Raw genomic sequence first — 16,066 nt, 5'->3', positions numbered from 1 at the left:
CGTCGGGGTATGACAGTATTCAGTGCCCTTCGCCCCGCCACCGCCGCGCTCGCCCTCATGGCCGCGCTCCCCGCCACCGCCGCGACCGTCGAGACCAAGGCCGGTCCGATGGACATCAGCGAGGTCGTGGACGGCCTCGACATGCCCTGGGGGATGGATTTCCTGCCGGGCGGCGGCTTCCTCGTCACCGAGATCGAGGGGCGTCTGTGGCGCTATGACGAGGCCGGCAACCGGATCGAGGTGTCCGGCGTGCCGGATGTGGTGGCGCAGGGGCAGGGCGGCCTGCTTGACGTTGCCGTGGCTCGCGACTTTGCGGAAACGCGCGAGATCTTCCTGACCTATTCAAAAGCGCAGGGGAACGGGGCCGGCACGGCGCTCAGCGTCGCGGTTCTGAACCAGGCAGGCGACGCGCTCAGTGGCGGGCGTGTCCTGTTCGAGATGGCCGACGGCGGCAATACGACCCGCCACTACGGCTCGCGCGTGGTCGAGGCCCCGGACGGTGCGCTTTTCGTCACCGTGGGCGACCGGGGGCAGAAAGAGCAGGCTCAGGACCTTGGCCAGCACAACGGCTCGGTCATCCGCGTGGCCCGCGACGGCGGCGTGCCTGATGACAACCCCTTCGTGGGGGAAAATGGCGCGCTGCCGGAAATCTGGTCCTACGGCCACCGCAACCCGCAGGGCGCCGCGCTCGACAACGACGGCACGCTCTGGGTCGTCGAACACGGCGCGCGCGGCGGGGACGAGGTCAACAGGATCGAACCCGGCACCAACTACGGCTGGCCGGAAATCTCGTTCGGGACAAATTACGACGGCTCCGAGATCGGCGTGGGCACCGACGCGCCGGGCATGGCGCAGCCGGAGTTCTTCTGGGACCCGTCCATCGCGCCCTCTGGCATGGCGATCCAGTCCGGGGACATTCCGGCGTGGGAAGGCCATATCTTCGTCGGCAGCCTCAAATTCGACTACCTCTCGGTGCTCGATCCCTCCGACTGGAGCGAGGAAAAGATCAAGACCCGCGAAACCCGCCGCGTGCGCGACGTGGCCGAGGCGCCCGACGGGTCGATCTGGTTCATCTCGGAAGACAACGGCGCGATCTACCGGATGGCACCGGAGAGTTGACCCGGCGCGTCAGCCCGCCGGGTCCGCCCCGGCGTGACTGCCGCGTTCGCGGTAGGGCGTCGTGCCGTACTGCGCGCGGTAGCATTTCGAGAAATGCGAGGGGCTGGTGAACCCGCAGGCGAGCGCCACGTTGATGACGTTCATCTCGGTCTGCATCAGCAGGTTGCGCGCCCGTCCCAGCCGAAGCTCCATGTAATACCGCTTGGGCGATCGGTTGAGGTAGCGGCGAAAGAGCCGCTCCAACTGCCGGGTCGACAGCCCCACCTCGTTGGCGAGCGTCGCGGGGCTGATCGGGTCCTCGATATGCGTTTCCATCTTCTGGATAACGGTCGCGAGCTTGGGGTGGCGCACGCCGATCCGGGTCGGGACCGAAAGGCGTTGGGAGTCCCGGTCGGTGCGGATGGAGGTGTAGATCTGCTGATCGGCCACCGCGTTGGCCACGTCGGCGCCCACGTCCCGGCTGATGAGCGTGAGCATCAGGTCCATCGAGGCGGTGCCGCCCGCGGTCGTGATGATCTTGCCGTCGATGACGTAGATCGACTTGGTCAGGTCCACCTCGGGAAAATCCTCCAGGAAGCCGTCGTGGTTCTCCCAGTGAATCGTTGCGCGTTTCTGGTCCAGAAGCCCCGCCTTGGCCAGCGCATAGGCCGCCGTGCAAAGACCGGCCACGGTAACGCCGCGCCGCGCCTCGCGCCGCAGCCAGGAAATGAGCTTGGGCGACGTGTGGCGCGTCACGTTGGTGCCGGAACACAGCAGGATCGTGTCGTCATGGCGCAGCTCTTCGAGGTCGCCGTCGAGCGAGAAACTCGACCCGGCCGAGCAGGTCGCCGTGCCACCCCCTTCGCCGATCAGCCGCCATTCATAGGCGGGAAATCCGAGCTGCCGGTTCACCAGCCGCAGCGCATCCAACGCCCCTGCGAAACTCAGGAGCGTGAACTCCGGCATCAGCACGAAGACGAAACGCCGGGTTTTCTTGGTGGTGTCTTGGCTGGGCATGGGCGCGTCTTTTCCTTCGACTCCCCGTCAGGGTTGAGAATTAGGACCACTTTTCGCGCCGTGCGGCAAGGGCCGGGCAAGTTTGTTTTGCCAATAAGGCACCGGACGGCTATACCGCCCGTGTTTCCCGGAAATGTTGACGCTAACACACGCTTCCGGACCGAGCGATGGAGGAAGACATGACTCAGTGGAGCAAATCGGCCTGGCGCGACAAGCCGCGTGTTCAGATGCCCGATTACACCGACCCCGCCCGTCTGGCCGAGGTCGAGGCCCAGCTTTCTAAGTATCCGCCGCTCGTCTTTGCGGGGGAAGCGCGCCGGCTGAAGCGTGAACTCGGGGCCGCGTCGCGCGGCGAGGCGTTCCTGCTTCAGGGCGGCGACTGCGCCGAGAGCTTTGCCGAATTCGGCGCGGACAACATCCGCGACACCTTCAAGGTGATGCTCCAGATGGCGATGGTCCTGACCTACGGTGCCAAGGTGCCTGTGGTGAAGGTGGGCCGCATGGCGGGCCAGTTCGCCAAGCCGCGCTCGGCCCCCACGGAAACCGTGGATGGCGTCGAACTGCCCAGCTACCGGGGCGACATCATCAACGAGCTTGCATTCACCGAAGCCTCGCGGGTGCCTGATCCGGGCAAGATGCTCCAGGCCTACACGCAGTCGGCGGCGACGCTGAACCTGCTGCGCGCCTTTTCGACAGGTGGTTTCGCGGATATTCACCGCGTTCACGCCTGGACATTGGGGTTCACGGAAAGCGATGAGGCCGAGAAGTACCGGGATATGGCAAGCCGTATCCAGGATGCGCTCGACTTCATGGGTGCTGCGGGCCTGACGTCTGACCTGAACCACGAACTGTCCACCGTGGACTTCTACACCTCCCACGAGGCGCTTCTGCTCGAGTATGAAGAGGCGCTGGCGCGGGTCGATTCCACCTCCGGCCAGGTGGTCGCGGGCTCCGGTCACATGATCTGGATCGGCGACCGCACGCGGCAGCCGGACGGCGCGCATGTCGAATTTGCGCGCGGCGTCATCAATCCGATCGGGTTGAAATGCGGGCCGACGACGACGGAAGAGGACCTCAAGGTCCTGATGGAAAAGCTGAACCCGGAGAACGAGGCCGGGCGCCTGACCCTGATCGCACGCTTCGGCGCGGGCAAGGTGGCGGAGCATCTGCCGCGTCTCGTGGAAACGGTCAAATCCGAAGGCGCCAACGTGGTCTGGTCCTGCGACCCGATGCACGGCAATACGATCAAGTCGCCCTCGGGCTACAAGACGCGCCCGTTCAACGCGGTTCTGTCGGAAGTGCAGGAGTTCTTCGCGGTTCACCGCGACCACGGCACCGTGCCGGGTGGCGTGCATTTCGAGATGACCGGCAGCGACGTGACCGAGTGCACCGGCGGCGTGCGCGCCGTGACGGACGAGGATCTTTCGGATCGCTACCACACGGCCTGCGATCCGCGCCTCAACGCGTCGCAGTCGCTGGAACTGGCCTTCCTCGTGGCCGAGGAACTGTCGAACCGGGGCAAGGCCGAGGCGGCGGCCGCGACGGCTTGAGCCTCGCAGCACTCGAATGAGGAAAGCCCCGCGCAGGTCGCGGGGCTTTTTCTTTGGGGTTCAGCTTTTTCGGGTGCGGAGGTTCTTACCCCTCGCTGCCTTCCGCGTCATGCACGAGGCGCAGAAAGGGTGCGCTGTCGGCTTGGGGCTTTTTCGTCGCGCCGCGGGGCTGGGCCGCGCCCTCTTCGGGGGCCGGGAAACGGTCTGGCATGTCACCGAGTATGGGGTCGATCTGTTTCGACGTGATGTGAAAGCGGCGCGGTCCGCGGCCGATCTTGCCTTTGGCCTGCAACGCGCCCAGCACTCGTGTGGGCCGGCCCTGTTCGTCCTTGAGCGGCAGGAGCACCATCTGCGCCTCCAGCTTGGGCCGGGTCAGGCCGCTGTCGGACTCCAGCGTGAGCCGTGCGGTCGCCGGGCTTTCCAGCACCGATTCCAGCGTCGATTGCAGCGCGCGCCGCGCCTCCGGCAGGAACATGGCCGTGATCGGCATCCCGCGCACCTCCATCCCCATGATGTCGTTGAGATGCATTCCAGCAAGCCGCAGCCGCGCCACACCGGGCGCTATCTTTTCGAGGATGAAAGCGAATTCGAGTACGTCCGAGATACCGCGCGGGTCCACATCGCCGCGCGAGGGCATGAGGCGACCGTTGCGAAGCGCGTCCCAATAGGCCTCGACCCGCGCGATCGAGGGGAAATGCACCTCCGCGCGCATCGCGCCGATGGAAATGACGTTGGACCCGGAGTTCGTGTCGATCTTCATGGTTTCCTTCGTGCCGGGGCTTTATTGCCCCCTGATGCACCCTCTGTTAACGAATGGTCGGTGTTCCTTACCGATGCCTTAATTTGCCACAATCTCGTCCAAATTGGGGCGAAACCTGAAGAAAGGGTTAACGCGTGACCAAGTCGATGACGGGGTTCGCGGCGCTGAAGGGGGCGCTGCCGCCATGGAGCTGGAGCTGGGACATCCGTTCTGTGAACGCGCGCGGGCTGGACATGCGTATCCGGGTGCCGGACTGGATCGACGGGCTGGAGCCTGCGGTGCGCAAGGCGGTGTCGGCCTCGGTCGCGCGGGGCAACGTGACTGTTTCGCTGCGCGTTCAGCGCGACTCTGAGGAGGGGGCGCTGGCGCTCAACCCCGCCGCGCTGGAGCGTGCGCTCGGGATGCTGGCCGAGATCGACGCGACCGCTGCGCGCAACGGTATGGAACTGGCCCCAAGTCGCGCCGTGGACATCGCCGGGATGCGCGGCGTGGTCGAAACGGCACAGGGCGACGATGACGCGGCGCCGCTCGTTAAGGCGCTCACGGCGGAACTGCCCGCCCTGCTTGACGCCTTCGACGCGATGCGCGCCCATGAAGGGGCCTCGTTGCGCGACATCATCACCACCCAACTCGACCAGGTCGCAGCGCTGGTCACAGAGGCCGAGGCGCTGCTCGACGCCCGTACCGAGGATCAGGCCGCGACGCTCAAGGCCGCGCTGGCCCGCGTGATGGACCATACTGACGGGGTGGATTCTGACCGGGTGGAGCAGGAGCTTGCCCTGATCGCCGTCAAATCGGACGTGCGGGAAGAGACGGACCGTCTCAAGGCCCATGTCTCGCAGGCGCGCAGCCTTCTGGACGGGGACGAGCCGCGCGGGCGCAAGCTCGATTTCCTCATGCAGGAGTTCAACCGCGAGGCCAACACGCTCTGCTCCAAGGCCGGATTTCAACCACTCACGCGGATCGGGCTGGACCTCAAGGCGCTGATCGACCAGATGCGTGAGCAGGTTCAGAATATCGAATAAGGTGGCACCATGAAGCGTCGCGGTCTTCTTATCATCCTGTCCTCGCCCTCGGGCGCGGGAAAATCCACGCTGGCCCATCGGCTGATGGACTGGGACCCGACGCTGACCTTCTCGGTCTCGGCCACCACCCGGCCGCCGCGTGCGGGCGAGGTGGACGGCAAGGACTATCGCTTTATGGAGGAGGCCGGGTTCCGGGCGCTGGTGAACGAAGGTCAGATGCTCGAACATGCGCATGTCTTCGGTCATTTCTACGGCTCGCCCGAAGCCCCGGTGCGCGAGGCGATCGAAGGCGGGCGGGACGTGCTGTTCGACATCGACTGGCAGGGGGCGGAGCAGATCAAGATGTCGGCGCTCAAGGACCATGTGCTGTCGGTCTTCGTCCTGCCGCCGTCGATCGACGAGCTTCACCGCCGTCTGGTCAGCCGGGGCAAGGATTCGCCCGAGACGATTTCCAAGCGGATGCAGAAGAGCTGGGACGAGATAAGCCACTGGCACGGCTACGATTATGTGCTCGTCAACGACGACCTCGACACCACCTTCGCCAAGCTCACCACCATCATCGAGGCGGAGCGTCTACGTCAGGCGCAGCAGCCCGATCTTTTTCCCTTCATCCGCAGGCTGCAAACCGAATTCGAGGAGGCAGACACATGATCTTTGAACTCGACGGTATCGCCCCGCAGATCGACGAGGATACCTGGATCGCGCCGGATGCGAACGTGATCGGGGACGTGGTGCTGGAGGCTGGGGCGAGCGTCTGGTTCGGCGCGACCCTTCGCGGCGACAACGAACGGCTGACCGTCGGGCGCGGCTCGAACGTGCAGGAAAACTGCGTGTTTCACACAGATATCGGCTTTCCGCTGACCATCGGCGAAAACGTGACGGTGGGCCACAAGGCGATGCTTCACGGCTGCACGGTGGGCGACGGGAGCCTGATCGGCATGGGGGCCACGGTGCTGAACGGCGCGAAGATCGGCAAGGGCTGCCTGATCGGGGCCGGGGCGCTGGTGACGGAAGGCAAGGAGATTCCTGACGGGTCGATGGTGCTGGGATCGCCGGGCAAGGTGGCGCGTGAATTGGGCGAGGCGCAGCGCAAGGCGCTCATCGCCTCGGCCGAACACTACCAGGACAACATGCGCCGCTTCAGGTCAGGCCTGAAATCCATCGGCTAACCCGCTGATTTCTTTGTGACCCTACGCAGCAGTTTGGGGGCGAGGCACAATGTGTGCACACCCTGTGCACACGCTGTACATACGATCGTGTGCACAGCGCCCGTTGTCGGGGCATTCACGAAATATCAGGATTTCCCGGCGGCGTTGCGCGTTGTCTGCGCCCCGTCTCAGTCGGTGCCGCGATACGGCTCGACATATTGCAGCGCCATATCCCACGGGAAGAAGATCCACGTATCCTGGCTCACCTCGGTGATGTAGCTTTCCACCATCGGCTTGCCCTTGGGCTTGGCATAGACGGTCGCGAAATGGGCATTCGGCATCAGGGCGCGGACCACTTCGAGCGTTTTGCCGGTATCGACAAGGTCATCGACCACCAGAACGCCGGTGCCGTCGCCGACGACCTCCATGTCCGGGGACTTGATGACCACCGGCTCGGCCTGGGTCTGGTGGTTGTAGCTTTTCACGCTGATCGTATCGACGGTGCGGATGTCGAGCTCGCGCGCCACGATCATCGCCGGGGCCAGCCCACCGCGGGTGATCGCGACCACGGCCTTCCAGCCGCCGTCGTCCGGCCCCTTGCCGTCGAGCCGCCAGGCGAGCGCCCGGCTGTCGCGGTGGATCTGGTCCCACGAGACGTGGAACCCCTTTTCGTGGGGCAGGCGGTTGTCGATCATGTGCTTTGTTCCGTCAGTTGGTCGCGTCGATGTCGGGGGCGTCCACGGCCTTCATCCCGACGACATGGTAGCCGGCGTCGACGTGGTGCGTTTCGCCGGTCACGCCGGAGCCCAGGTCGGACAGCAGGTAGAGCGCAGATTTGCCCACGTCGTCCGTCGTCACGTTGCGCCGGAGCGGCGAGTTCAGCTCGTTCCACTTGAGGATATAGCGGAAGTCCCCGATGCCGGAGGCGGCCAGCGTCTTGATCGGACCGGCGGAGATCGCGTTCACGCGGATACCGTCCTTGCCGAAATCCTCGGCAAGATAGCGCACGCTGGCTTCGAGTGCGGCCTTGGCAACGCCCATCACGTTGTAATGCGGCATGACCTGTTCGGCGCCGTAATAGGTGAGCGTTACCATCGAGCCGCCGTCGGGCATGAGGGCGGCCGCGCGCCGGGCGACGGCGGTGAAGGAATAGACCGAGATGTCCATCGTCATCGTGAAATTCTCGCGCGTCGTCTCGGCATAGCGCCCGCGCAGCTGCGACTTGTCGGAGAACCCGATGGCGTGGACGATGAAGTCGAGCTTGCCCCACTTTTCCTCGATCTCGGCGAAGAGCGCGTCGATGGACGCCTCGTCGGCCACGTCGCAGGGCACGACGAAATCGGTGCCGAGCTGTTCCGCCAGCGGCAGAACGCGTTTTTTCATCTGGTCGCCTTGATAGGAGAAGGCGAGTTCCGCGCCGGCCCCGGCGCAGGCCTTCGCGATGCCCCAGGCCATCGACTTCTCATTGGCGAGCCCCATGATCAGCCCGCGCTTTCCGTCCATCAATCCGCTCGACATTGCCTGTTCCCCGTCCCGTGGCTCTCGTGTTAGCCCGGTTTATGAGATTGCCCGGAGGGTCGCAAGCCTGCCGGACAGGCAGGGTGCCCACGCGGCACGCAAAACGGGAACGGACCGGCATGACTGACAGGACGGGAATTTTCGCGGGCGACGACCCTTTCGCCATCGCGCGGGCGTGGCTGACAGAGGCGGAGGTGTCCGAGCCGAACGACCCCAGCGCCATGGCCCTGTCGACGGTCGATGCCCACGGGATGCCCAATGTGCGCATGGTCCTGCTCAAGGAAATCGAGGCGGACGGGTTCGTCTTTTACACCAACTACGGCTCGGCAAAGGCGGCCGAGATCGACGCGGCGGGCACAGCGGCCTTCGTGATGCACTGGAAGTCGCTCAGGCGACAGGTCCGGGTGCGGGGCCATGTGGAGCGGGCAGACGGGCCCGAGGCGGATGCCTACTACGCCTCGCGCTCGCTCAAGAGCCGGCTGGGGGCCTGGGCCTCGCACCAGAGCCAGCCGCTCGACAGCCGGGCGACGCTGATGGCCGAAGTCGCGCGGGTGACGGCGAAGCACGGCACACATCCGGAGCGGCCGCCGTTCTGGGGTGGCTTCCGCATCCGTCCCGTCGAGATGGAATTCTGGGCAGATGGCGCATTTCGTTTGCACGACCGGTTCCGCTGGACTCGTGCCGATTTGCAAAGTTCGTGGAATATCCAGCGCTTACATCCCTGAGGATTTCGCAATATGCGAAGACCTGACCAAAAAGTCTGGATTGGACGGCTTGTGTCGGACAGCCGGCTGCGCCACATTCCAAGCGGGGATGCCGGACTTGGGAACTTTTCAGGATGGATGACGACGACACGTCGGGCCAGCTGAGGCTGACGGGATTTGTGAAATGGTTTGATCCCTCGAAGGGATTTGGGTTCGTCGTGTCCGACCGCGGCGGCCCGGACATTCTCCTGCACGCCAACGTCCTGCGCAACTACGGCCAGAGCTCGGTCGCCGATCAGGCGCGGATCGAGATCGTGGTGCAGGAGACGCCGCGCGGGATGCAGGCGGTGGAAGTGGTGTCGATCTCGGCACCCGACATCGACGATGAAGATATTTCGACGTTTTCCGAAGACCTCGACCTGTCGCGCGCCGACCCGCTGGAGCCGGCGCGGGTCAAGTGGTTCGACAAGGGCAAGGGGTTCGGGTTTGCCAATGTCTTTGGCAAGGCCGAAGATGTGTTCATACATGTCGAAGTGCTGCGCCGGTCCGGTCTGGCCGATCTTCAGGCGGGCGAGGCTATCGGACTTCGCGCGGCGAAGGGGGAGCGGGGGCGTATGGCACTGCTCGTGACCGCGTGGGACGCGGCTTTGGATGGAGAAGAGTGACCGTGAAGATTTCGAGTGTTCTGTTTGCCGCGCTCATCGCGGCCCCCGCGGCTGCGCAGGAGTGCAGCCCTGACCAGGTGGACCTGCGCGGCGATTTCGGGACAGCGCGGTTCTCGGTCGAGATTGCCGATGACGACGCCGAACGGGCGCAGGGGCTGATGTTCCGCGAAAGCCTGCCGTCCGGGCAGGGAATGCTTTTCATCTACGAAGCGCCGCGCACCGCGTCGTTCTGGATGAAGAACACGCTGATCCCGCTGGACATGGTGTTCGTCGGCGCGGATGGCGTGGTCGATTCCGTGCATGAGAACGCGGTGCCCGGCGACCTGTCGCCGATCTTCGGCGGCGACGAGATCCTCGCCGTGCTGGAGATCCGGGGCGGGCTGGCGGGTGCGATCGGGATCGAGGCGGGCGCCGAAATGCGCCATCCGGCCTTCGGCGAAGACGGCGTCTGGCCCTGCGGCGCGCAATAGCTCTTTCCATCGCGCGCCGCTCTTTGTAGAGAGGCGCTCGTCGGGGCGTAGCGCAGCCTGGTAGCGCGTCTGTTTTGGGTACAGAAGGTCGTGAGTTCGAATCTCGCCGCCCCGACCATTCCTCCACACATCGCCGGTGACCCGCAGAGTCCCGCTGGCGGCCTTTGCGGCGCGCCCCCCGATTCTCTGGGGGTCAGGGTTCCCCGCCCTCCAACCTACCCATATCTGGTGGGTAGACGCGTCCGATCCCAATATATCTGGTGCTGCCCTCGCGTGAATTTTGCGCGATTCGATGCTTTTTCGAACATCTCCGTGCTGGACTGTGACCCGCTTGCCATAGGTCATTTGTAACACTTCGATGACGGTCCGGTTTCACCCGACACGCCAGCTTGTCGCGGGAAGGCCCTGAAAAAACGAGGGCTTTTTTCGGGAATGAATCGTTAACCTTTTGCCGGCCAAAAGACTTCGCGCATCGTCAACGGAAAAAAGAGGTTAACGGCGCGGTAAATCCCGTTGACCCCTCGGGCCGGACACGTCAGGTTGTTGGTGCTGGTCGGAAAGCCACAACATATAGTGGTAGCCGACGGGAAGGGACAATTTACCCAATTCAGAGCCCCACATGTTGGGGATCATTTGCGGCAGGCACATTTGCGCTTGTCGTGAGGGTATTCCTTTTCCCGGTGCCACGGCCAGCACGAATTGAACCGCAGGTCAGCGCGAGCAGGGATCTGCATCCAGTAGCGGCTAGATTGAGATACAGGGGCCAAGATGAAAATCGCACGCAAGTTCACCGAGGCAGGCAAAGACGCATACGATGCGATCACCTTCACGCGGACGACCTCCGAAATTCGGAATCCGGACGGCTCTGTCGTCTTCAAGCTCGAGGGTATGGAAGTGCCCGAGACGTGGAGCCAGGTGGCCTCCGACGTCATCGCACAGAAGTATTTCCGCAAGGCCGGCGTGCCCGCCGCGCTGAAGCCGGTCAAGGAAGACGGCGTGCCCGAATTCCTGTGGCGCCAGGTTCCCGATGAGGCCGCGCTGGAAAAAATGGATGCCGATGAACGGTTTACGGGCGAGACCTCGTCCAAGCAGGTGTTCGACCGCCTCGCCGGTGCCTGGGCCTACTGGGGCTGGAAGGGTGGCTATTTCTCGACCGAGGAAGATGCGCACGCCTATTTCGACGAGATGCGTTTCATGCTGGCCACGCAGAAGGCCGCGCCGAACTCGCCGCAGTGGTTCAACACCGGCCTGCACTGGGCCTATGGCATCGACGGCCCGTCGCAGGGCCACTACTACGTCGATTTCGAGACCAAGGAACTGACCAAGTCGGCCTCGGCCTATGAGCATCCGCAGCCCCATGCCTGTTTCATCCAGTCGGTCGGTGACGACCTCGTGGGTGACGGCGGCATCATGGACCTGTGGGTCCGCGAGGCGCGTCTGTTCAAGTACGGTTCCGGCACCGGCACCAACTTCTCGTCGCTGCGCGCCGAGGGCGAACAGCTTTCGGGCGGTGGCAAGTCCTCGGGCCTCATGGGCTTTCTCAAGATCGGTGACCGCGCGGCGGGCGCGATCAAGTCGGGCGGCACCACGCGCCGCGCGGCCAAGATGGTCATCGTCGATGCCGATCACCCGGATATCGAGGAATACATCAACTGGAAGGTGAAAGAGGAGCAGAAGGTCGCGAGCCTCGTCGCCGGCTCCAAGATGCATGAGCGTCACCTCAACGACATCTTCGCCGCGATCCAGGGCTGGGACGGCTCCATCGACGCCGCCACCGACCCCAAGGAGAACCCGCAGCTGAAAGAGGCCGTGCGGGCCGCGAAAAAGATCGCGATCCCCGAGACCTACATCAAGCGCGTGCTGGATTATGCGCGGCAGGGCTATGCCTCCATCGAGTTCCCGACCTACGACACGGACTGGGATTCGGAAGCCTATGCCTCGGTTTCGGGCCAGAACTCCAACAACTCGGTGCGCGTGACGGACGCCTTCCTCAAGGCGGTCAAGGACGACGCCGACTGGGAGCTGATCCGGCGCACCGACGGGTCCGTCGCCAAGACGATCAAGGCGCGCGACCTGTGGGAAACCATCGGTCACGCCGCCTGGGCCTGTGCCGATCCGGGCATCCAGTACCACGACACCGTCAACGCCTGGCACACCTGCCCGGAAGACGGGGCGATCCGCGGGTCGAACCCGTGCTCGGAATACATGTTCCTCGACGATACCGCCTGTAACCTCGCCTCGATGAACCTGCTGACCTTCCTCAAGGACGGCGAGTTCCAGGCCGAGGACTACATGCACGCCACGCGTCTTTGGACCGTGACGCTGGAAATCTCGGTGACGATGGCGCAGTTCCCGTCCAAGGAAATCGCGCAACTGTCCTATGACTTCCGCACGCTGGGTCTGGGCTATGCCAATATCGGCGGGCTGCTCATGAACATGGGCTACGGCTACGACTCGAAAGAGGGCCGGGCGCTGACCGGGGCGCTGAGCGCGATCATGTCGGGTGTGGCCTATGCCACCTCCGCCGAGATGGCCGGTGAGCTGGGCGCCTTCGACGGCTACAAGCGCAACGCCAAGCACATGCTGCGCGTCATCCGTAACCACCGCACGGCGGCCTACGGCGCCGAGGACGGTTACGAAGGGCTGGAAGTGAAGCCCGTGCCGCTGGATCACGCGGGCTGCCCGGACGGCAAGCTCGTCGACCTCGCCATGTCCGCCTGGGACGAGGCGCTGGCGCTGGGTGAGAAGCACGGCTACCGCAACGCGCAGGTGTCCGTCATCGCGCCGACCGGCACCATCGGTCTGGTCATGGATTGCGACACGACGGGGATCGAGCCGGACTTCGCGCTGGTGAAGTTCAAGAAGCTCGCCGGTGGCGGTTACTTCAAGATCATCAACCAGTCGGTGCCGGCGGCGCTTGAAAAGCTCGGCTACGGCTCGGCGCAGATCGAGGAAATCATCGCCTATGCGGTCGGCCACGGCAGCCTTGGCAACGCACCGGGGATCAACACGCAGGCCCTGATGAACAAGGGCTTCGGGCAGGCGGAGATCGAGAAGGTCGAGAAAGGCCTGACCTCGGCCTTCGACATCCGCTTCATCTTCAACCAGTGGTCGCTGGGCGAAGAATTCTGCAAGAACGACCTCGGCCTGACCGATGCGCAGCTCAACGATCCGGCCTTCGACCTGCTCAAGCATCTGGGCTTTTCCAAGGGCGACATCGAGGCGGCCAACGACCACGCGCTCGGCACCATGACGCTGGAGGGTGCACCGCACCTGAAGCAAGAGCATTACAAGGTGTTCGATTGTGCCAACCCCTGCGGCAAGAAGGGCAAGCGGTTCCTGTCCACGGACGCGCATATCTACATGATGGCTGCCGCCCAGTCGTTCATCTCGGGCGCGATCTCGAAGACGATCAACATGCCCAACGACGCCTCGATCGAGGATTGCCAGCGCGCCTATGAGCTGTCCTGGAGCCTCGGCATCAAGGCCAACGCGCTCTACCGTGACGGCTCCAAGCTGTCCCAGCCGCTCGCCGCCGCGCTTGTCGAGGACGACGAGGAGGCCGAGGAGACCCTCGCCACCGGCACGCCGCAGCAGAAGGCGGAAGTGCTGGCCGAGAAGATCATCGAGAAGGTGGTCATCAAGGAAGTGGCACGGGCCGGGCGCGAAAAGCTCCCCGAACGGCGCAAGGGTTATACCCAGAAGGCCATCGTGGGTGGTCACAAGGTCTACCTGCGCACCGGCGAATACGGAGACGGCCAGCTGGGCGAGATCTTCATCGACATGCACAAGGAAGGTGCGGGCTTCCGCGCGATGATGAACAACTTCGCCATCGCCGTGTCCGTGGGCCTGCAATACGGTGTGCCGCTGGAGGAATTCGTCGACGCCTTCACCTTCACCAAGTTCGAGCCGGCCGGGATGGTGCAGGGCAACGAGACGATCAAGAACGCGACCTCGATCCTCGACTACATCTTCCGCGAGCTTGCGGTGTCCTATCTCGACCGCACGGACCTCGCCCATGTGAAGCCCGAAGGCTCGACCTTCGACGATCTGGGTCGCGGGCAGGAAGAGGGCGTCGCCAACGTCAAGGAAATGTCCGAGACCGCGGCGAGCCGGTCGCTCGAAATGCTCAAGCAGGTGTCCTCGACCGGCTATCTGCGCAAGCGGCTTCCGCAGGAGCTTGTCGTCCTGCAAGGCGGCATGGAGGCCACGGGCACGGGCGGCGATCCGGTGACGGCGCTGCACACGCTGGTGCCCGAGACCTCTTCGGGCATGGCCGGGGGCACGATGCTCTCGGGCTCGTCCACTGCGCTCGCCTCGGGCGGGGTTCAGACGATGGACGCGCGCACCAAGGCCAAGATGCAGGGCTATGAAGGCGAGGCCTGCGGCGAATGCGGCAACTACACGCTGGTGCGCAACGGGACCTGCATGAAGTGCAACACCTGCGGCTCCACGAGCGGGTGCAGCTGAGGAGCCGGGCGATGGAGCTGAGAGATTTCAGGGGGTCCTTCCGGATCGACGGTCGCGAGACGGACCGGATGGACCTTCGCATCCTGCTCACCATCGGCGGCGGTGAAACCCACGGGTCGGGCGCGTTCCGCGTGCCTGCCGCGATGATCGGCACGGAGACGGGCGGTCCGCTGACCTTCGTGACCGAGGCTGGTGACGAGATCACCGTCGTCGTGCGGGAGTTCGACCTGACGCAGGGGGTGGCCTACTTCCTGACCGAGGGCGAGGTGCCCGCGCTGCCCAGGGCGCGCGACGCCGGGTAGACGAGAACGAGACACGGGGCGGGTGCGCTCGCCCCTGACGCGGATAGGGCCGCAGGCAGAAAGATACCGGGCGGTACGAACGATGAGCCTTATCAGCGAAACTGGGGAGCCTTCGGGCTCCCCTTTTTCTTTGGCGCAGGCGACCTATTGCGATAGGTCCGGGCGGAATTTGCCAATAATGACAAAGGTTTGTCGGCGCGGTTTGGCGCGACGCATGAGGGTCAGCGTTTGCGGATGATATAGGCGGTTGTGCCATCGTCCTCTTGCGTGTCGATCAGCTCGTGGCCCTGTTCGGCGCAGAAATGCGGCACGTCGATCACCGCCACGGGGTCGGTGGCCAGAAGGCGCAGGATCTGGCCGTCGGCCATCGACCGCAGGGCCTTGCCCGCTTTCAGCACGGGCCAGGGGCACATGAGGCCCGTCGCGTCGATCTCCACGTCGAATTTCATGGCCCGGTCCGTAGCGCAGCGCGTGTTACAAGTCCATCGCCCGGATGTGACGCTTTGACAGGTGACGTCGCGCGCGGCGCGCGGTAGGGATCGGCCATGTTCGGGATAGACCTCATCGACGCGAGCCTTCTGCCCGCGCTCCTCATCGCGCTCGTCGCGGGACTTCTGAGTTTCCTCAGCCCCTGTGTGCTGCCCATCGTGCCGCCTTACCTCGCCTATATGTCGGGGGTGAGCGTCACGGAGTTGTCGGAGGGTCAGAAAGCCTCCCGCAAGGCCTCATTGGCGGCGCTGTTTTTCGTTCTGGGTCTGTCGACGGTGTTCCTGTTCATGGGATTCGCTGCGTCGGCCTTTGGCGCGTTTTTCTTGCAAAACCAAAGCGTTTTCAACGCGGTGGCCGGCATCGTGGTCATGGTGTTCGGGGCGCATTTCCTTGGCATCTTCACGATTCCCTTCCTCAACCGCGAAGCGCGGCTGGATGCGGGCGATCAGGGGGGATCGGCTTTTGGCGCCTATCTGCTGGGTCTCGCCTTCGCCTTTGGCTGGACGCCCTGCATCGGCCCGCAACTGGGGGCGATCCTGTCGCTTGCCGCTTCGGAGGCGGATGTGGCGCGGGGCACGCTGCTGCTCGGTGTCTATGCCGCCGGGCTGGGCATTCCGTTCCTGCTGGTCGCCGCGTTCTTTCCCCGCATGACGCGCGTCATGGGATGGATGAAACGGCACATGGAGCGGATCGAGCGGATCATGGGGCTGCTTCTGTGGACCATCGGGCTGCTCATGCTCACGGGCGGCTTCTCGGCCTTCTCCTACTGGCTGCTCGAAACCTTCCCGGCGCTCGCGGTTCTGGGCTGAGTTTCGCCGCGCTGGCGCGCGCCGACCCGCGCGGGGGCGCT

Annotated in this window: 16 protein-coding genes and 1 tRNA gene; 12 read left to right on the top strand and 5 right to left on the bottom strand. The window is 64.5% G+C overall.

The genetic code is table 11. The features are described 5' to 3' along the window. Positions 1–9: 9 nt before the first annotated feature. Positions 10–1,119, top strand: coding sequence for a PQQ-dependent sugar dehydrogenase (locus B2585_RS05815; RefSeq protein WP_292020967.1), 1,110 nt, complete (start codon positions 10–12; stop codon positions 1,117–1,119). A gap of 9 nt (positions 1,120–1,128) precedes the next feature. Here B2585_RS05815 and B2585_RS05810 read toward each other — a convergent pair whose 3' ends face one another. After that, on the bottom strand, positions 1,129–2,115 hold the full coding sequence (locus B2585_RS05810) for a GlxA family transcriptional regulator (RefSeq protein WP_292020965.1): 987 nt from the start codon (positions 2,113–2,115) through the stop codon (positions 1,129–1,131). Positions 2,116–2,294: 179 nt separating this feature from the next. On the opposite strand from B2585_RS05810, the gene B2585_RS05805 reads away from it, so the two are divergent. Then, the gene (locus B2585_RS05805) at positions 2,295–3,665 is read left to right on the top strand and encodes a class II 3-deoxy-7-phosphoheptulonate synthase (RefSeq protein WP_292020964.1); all 1,371 of its coding nucleotides are present in this window, start codon (positions 2,295–2,297) and stop codon (positions 3,663–3,665) included. Between the two features lie 85 nt (positions 3,666–3,750). Here the strand turns inward: B2585_RS05805 and B2585_RS05800 are convergent, their stop codons facing one another. Continuing rightward, the gene (locus B2585_RS05800) at positions 3,751–4,425 is read right to left on the bottom strand and encodes a PAS domain-containing protein (protein ID WP_292020962.1); all 675 of its coding nucleotides are present in this window, start codon (positions 4,423–4,425) and stop codon (positions 3,751–3,753) included. A 134-nt stretch (positions 4,426–4,559) separates the two neighbouring features. Between B2585_RS05800 and B2585_RS05795 the strand changes: the two genes are divergently transcribed. From B2585_RS05795 to B2585_RS05785, 3 genes are read left to right on the top strand one after another with little or no spacing between them, the layout of a single operon-like run. Beyond that, a complete protein-coding gene (locus B2585_RS05795) occupies positions 4,560–5,450 on the top strand; it encodes a YicC/YloC family endoribonuclease (protein WP_339718204.1) in 891 nt (296 codons plus the stop codon). A gap of 9 nt (positions 5,451–5,459) precedes the next feature. Next, entirely contained in the window at positions 5,460–6,101 is a 642-nt protein-coding gene (gmk, locus tag B2585_RS05790; RefSeq protein WP_292020960.1) for a guanylate kinase, read from the top strand. Further along, positions 6,098–6,619: a gamma carbonic anhydrase family protein gene (locus B2585_RS05785; protein WP_292020958.1), complete on the top strand. Its 522-nt coding sequence runs from the start codon at positions 6,098–6,100 to the stop codon at positions 6,617–6,619. Before gmk ends, B2585_RS05785 begins: the two co-directional genes overlap by 4 nt. A gap of 167 nt (positions 6,620–6,786) precedes the next feature. Here the strand turns inward: B2585_RS05785 and gpt are convergent, their stop codons facing one another. Continuing rightward, positions 6,787–7,293 (bottom strand): xanthine phosphoribosyltransferase, encoded by a 507-nt coding sequence (gene gpt, locus B2585_RS05780; RefSeq protein ID WP_292020957.1) that lies wholly within the window; start codon positions 7,291–7,293, stop codon positions 6,787–6,789. 13 nt (positions 7,294–7,306) lie between these two features. Further along, complete coding sequence (gene fabI / locus B2585_RS05775; RefSeq protein ID WP_292020955.1) at positions 7,307–8,116, bottom strand: enoyl-ACP reductase FabI; 810 nt, start codon at positions 8,114–8,116, stop codon at positions 7,307–7,309. 119 nt (positions 8,117–8,235) lie between these two features. Here fabI and pdxH point away from each other — a divergent pair, with 119 nt between their 5' ends. From pdxH to B2585_RS05745, 6 genes are all read left to right on the top strand, one after another. Further along, positions 8,236–8,841 carry a pyridoxamine 5'-phosphate oxidase gene (pdxH, locus tag B2585_RS05770; RefSeq protein ID WP_292020953.1) on the top strand — a complete coding sequence of 202 codons (606 nt, stop codon included), beginning with the start codon at positions 8,236–8,238 and terminating at the stop codon, positions 8,839–8,841. 113 nt (positions 8,842–8,954) lie between these two features. Next, a complete protein-coding gene (locus B2585_RS05765; protein WP_292020951.1) occupies positions 8,955–9,485 on the top strand; it encodes a cold-shock protein in 531 nt (176 codons plus the stop codon). Positions 9,486–9,487: 2 nt separating this feature from the next. After that, positions 9,488–9,955 carry a DUF192 domain-containing protein gene (locus B2585_RS05760; protein ID WP_292020949.1) on the top strand — a complete coding sequence of 156 codons (468 nt, stop codon included), beginning with the start codon at positions 9,488–9,490 and terminating at the stop codon, positions 9,953–9,955. A gap of 41 nt (positions 9,956–9,996) precedes the next feature. Next, positions 9,997–10,073, top strand: a tRNA-Pro gene (locus tag B2585_RS05755). 650 nt (positions 10,074–10,723) lie between these two features. Then, the gene (locus B2585_RS05750; protein ID WP_292020947.1) at positions 10,724–14,425 is read left to right on the top strand and encodes a vitamin B12-dependent ribonucleotide reductase; all 3,702 of its coding nucleotides are present in this window, start codon (positions 10,724–10,726) and stop codon (positions 14,423–14,425) included. 11 nt (positions 14,426–14,436) lie between these two features. Continuing rightward, positions 14,437–14,727 carry a hypothetical protein gene (locus B2585_RS05745; protein ID WP_292020945.1) on the top strand — a complete coding sequence of 97 codons (291 nt, stop codon included), beginning with the start codon at positions 14,437–14,439 and terminating at the stop codon, positions 14,725–14,727. Positions 14,728–14,948: 221 nt separating this feature from the next. Here the strand turns inward: B2585_RS05745 and B2585_RS05740 are convergent, their stop codons facing one another. Next, complete coding sequence (locus B2585_RS05740) at positions 14,949–15,176, bottom strand: sulfurtransferase TusA family protein (RefSeq protein WP_292020944.1); 228 nt, start codon at positions 15,174–15,176, stop codon at positions 14,949–14,951. A gap of 96 nt (positions 15,177–15,272) precedes the next feature. Between B2585_RS05740 and B2585_RS05735 the strand changes: the two genes are divergently transcribed. Next, entirely contained in the window at positions 15,273–16,025 is a 753-nt protein-coding gene (locus B2585_RS05735) for a cytochrome c biogenesis CcdA family protein (protein ID WP_292020941.1), read from the top strand. Positions 16,026–16,066: the final 41 nt, after the last annotated feature.

Origin of the sequence: Maritimibacter sp. UBA3975 (assembly GCF_002384975.1) — a bacterium.
Lineage (GTDB): Bacteria > Pseudomonadota > Alphaproteobacteria > Rhodobacterales > Rhodobacteraceae > Maritimibacter.
Note: the sequence above shows the minus strand (reverse complement) of the source record. Positions and strands in the feature narration are given on the sequence as shown.

Bases quoted from the DNA above. Each gene is read 5' to 3' on its own strand.
- B2585_RS05765 (WP_292020951.1), top strand. From the start codon at position 8,955: ATGGATGACGACGACACGTCGGGCCAGCTGAGGCTGACGGGATTTGTG.
- gmk (WP_292020960.1), top strand. From the start codon at position 5,460: ATGAAGCGTCGCGGTCTTCTTATCATCCTGTCCTCGCCCTCGGGCGCG.
- B2585_RS05750 (WP_292020947.1), top strand. From the start codon at position 10,724: ATGAAAATCGCACGCAAGTTCACCGAGGCAGGCAAAGACGCATACGAT.
- fabI (WP_292020955.1), bottom strand. From the start codon at position 8,116: ATGTCGAGCGGATTGATGGACGGAAAGCGCGGGCTGATCATGGGGCTC.
- B2585_RS05805 (WP_292020964.1), top strand. From the start codon at position 2,295: ATGACTCAGTGGAGCAAATCGGCCTGGCGCGACAAGCCGCGTGTTCAG.
- B2585_RS05745 (WP_292020945.1), top strand. From the start codon at position 14,437: ATGGAGCTGAGAGATTTCAGGGGGTCCTTCCGGATCGACGGTCGCGAG.
- B2585_RS05810 (WP_292020965.1), bottom strand. From the start codon at position 2,115: ATGCCCAGCCAAGACACCACCAAGAAAACCCGGCGTTTCGTCTTCGTG.
- B2585_RS05815 (WP_292020967.1), top strand. From the start codon at position 10: ATGACAGTATTCAGTGCCCTTCGCCCCGCCACCGCCGCGCTCGCCCTC.
- gpt (WP_292020957.1), bottom strand. From the start codon at position 7,293: ATGATCGACAACCGCCTGCCCCACGAAAAGGGGTTCCACGTCTCGTGG.
- B2585_RS05740 (WP_292020944.1), bottom strand. From the start codon at position 15,176: ATGAAATTCGACGTGGAGATCGACGCGACGGGCCTCATGTGCCCCTGG.
- B2585_RS05800 (WP_292020962.1), bottom strand. From the start codon at position 4,425: ATGAAGATCGACACGAACTCCGGGTCCAACGTCATTTCCATCGGCGCG.
- B2585_RS05785 (WP_292020958.1), top strand. From the start codon at position 6,098: ATGATCTTTGAACTCGACGGTATCGCCCCGCAGATCGACGAGGATACC.
- B2585_RS05735 (WP_292020941.1), top strand. From the start codon at position 15,273: ATGTTCGGGATAGACCTCATCGACGCGAGCCTTCTGCCCGCGCTCCTC.
- pdxH (WP_292020953.1), top strand. From the start codon at position 8,236: ATGACTGACAGGACGGGAATTTTCGCGGGCGACGACCCTTTCGCCATC.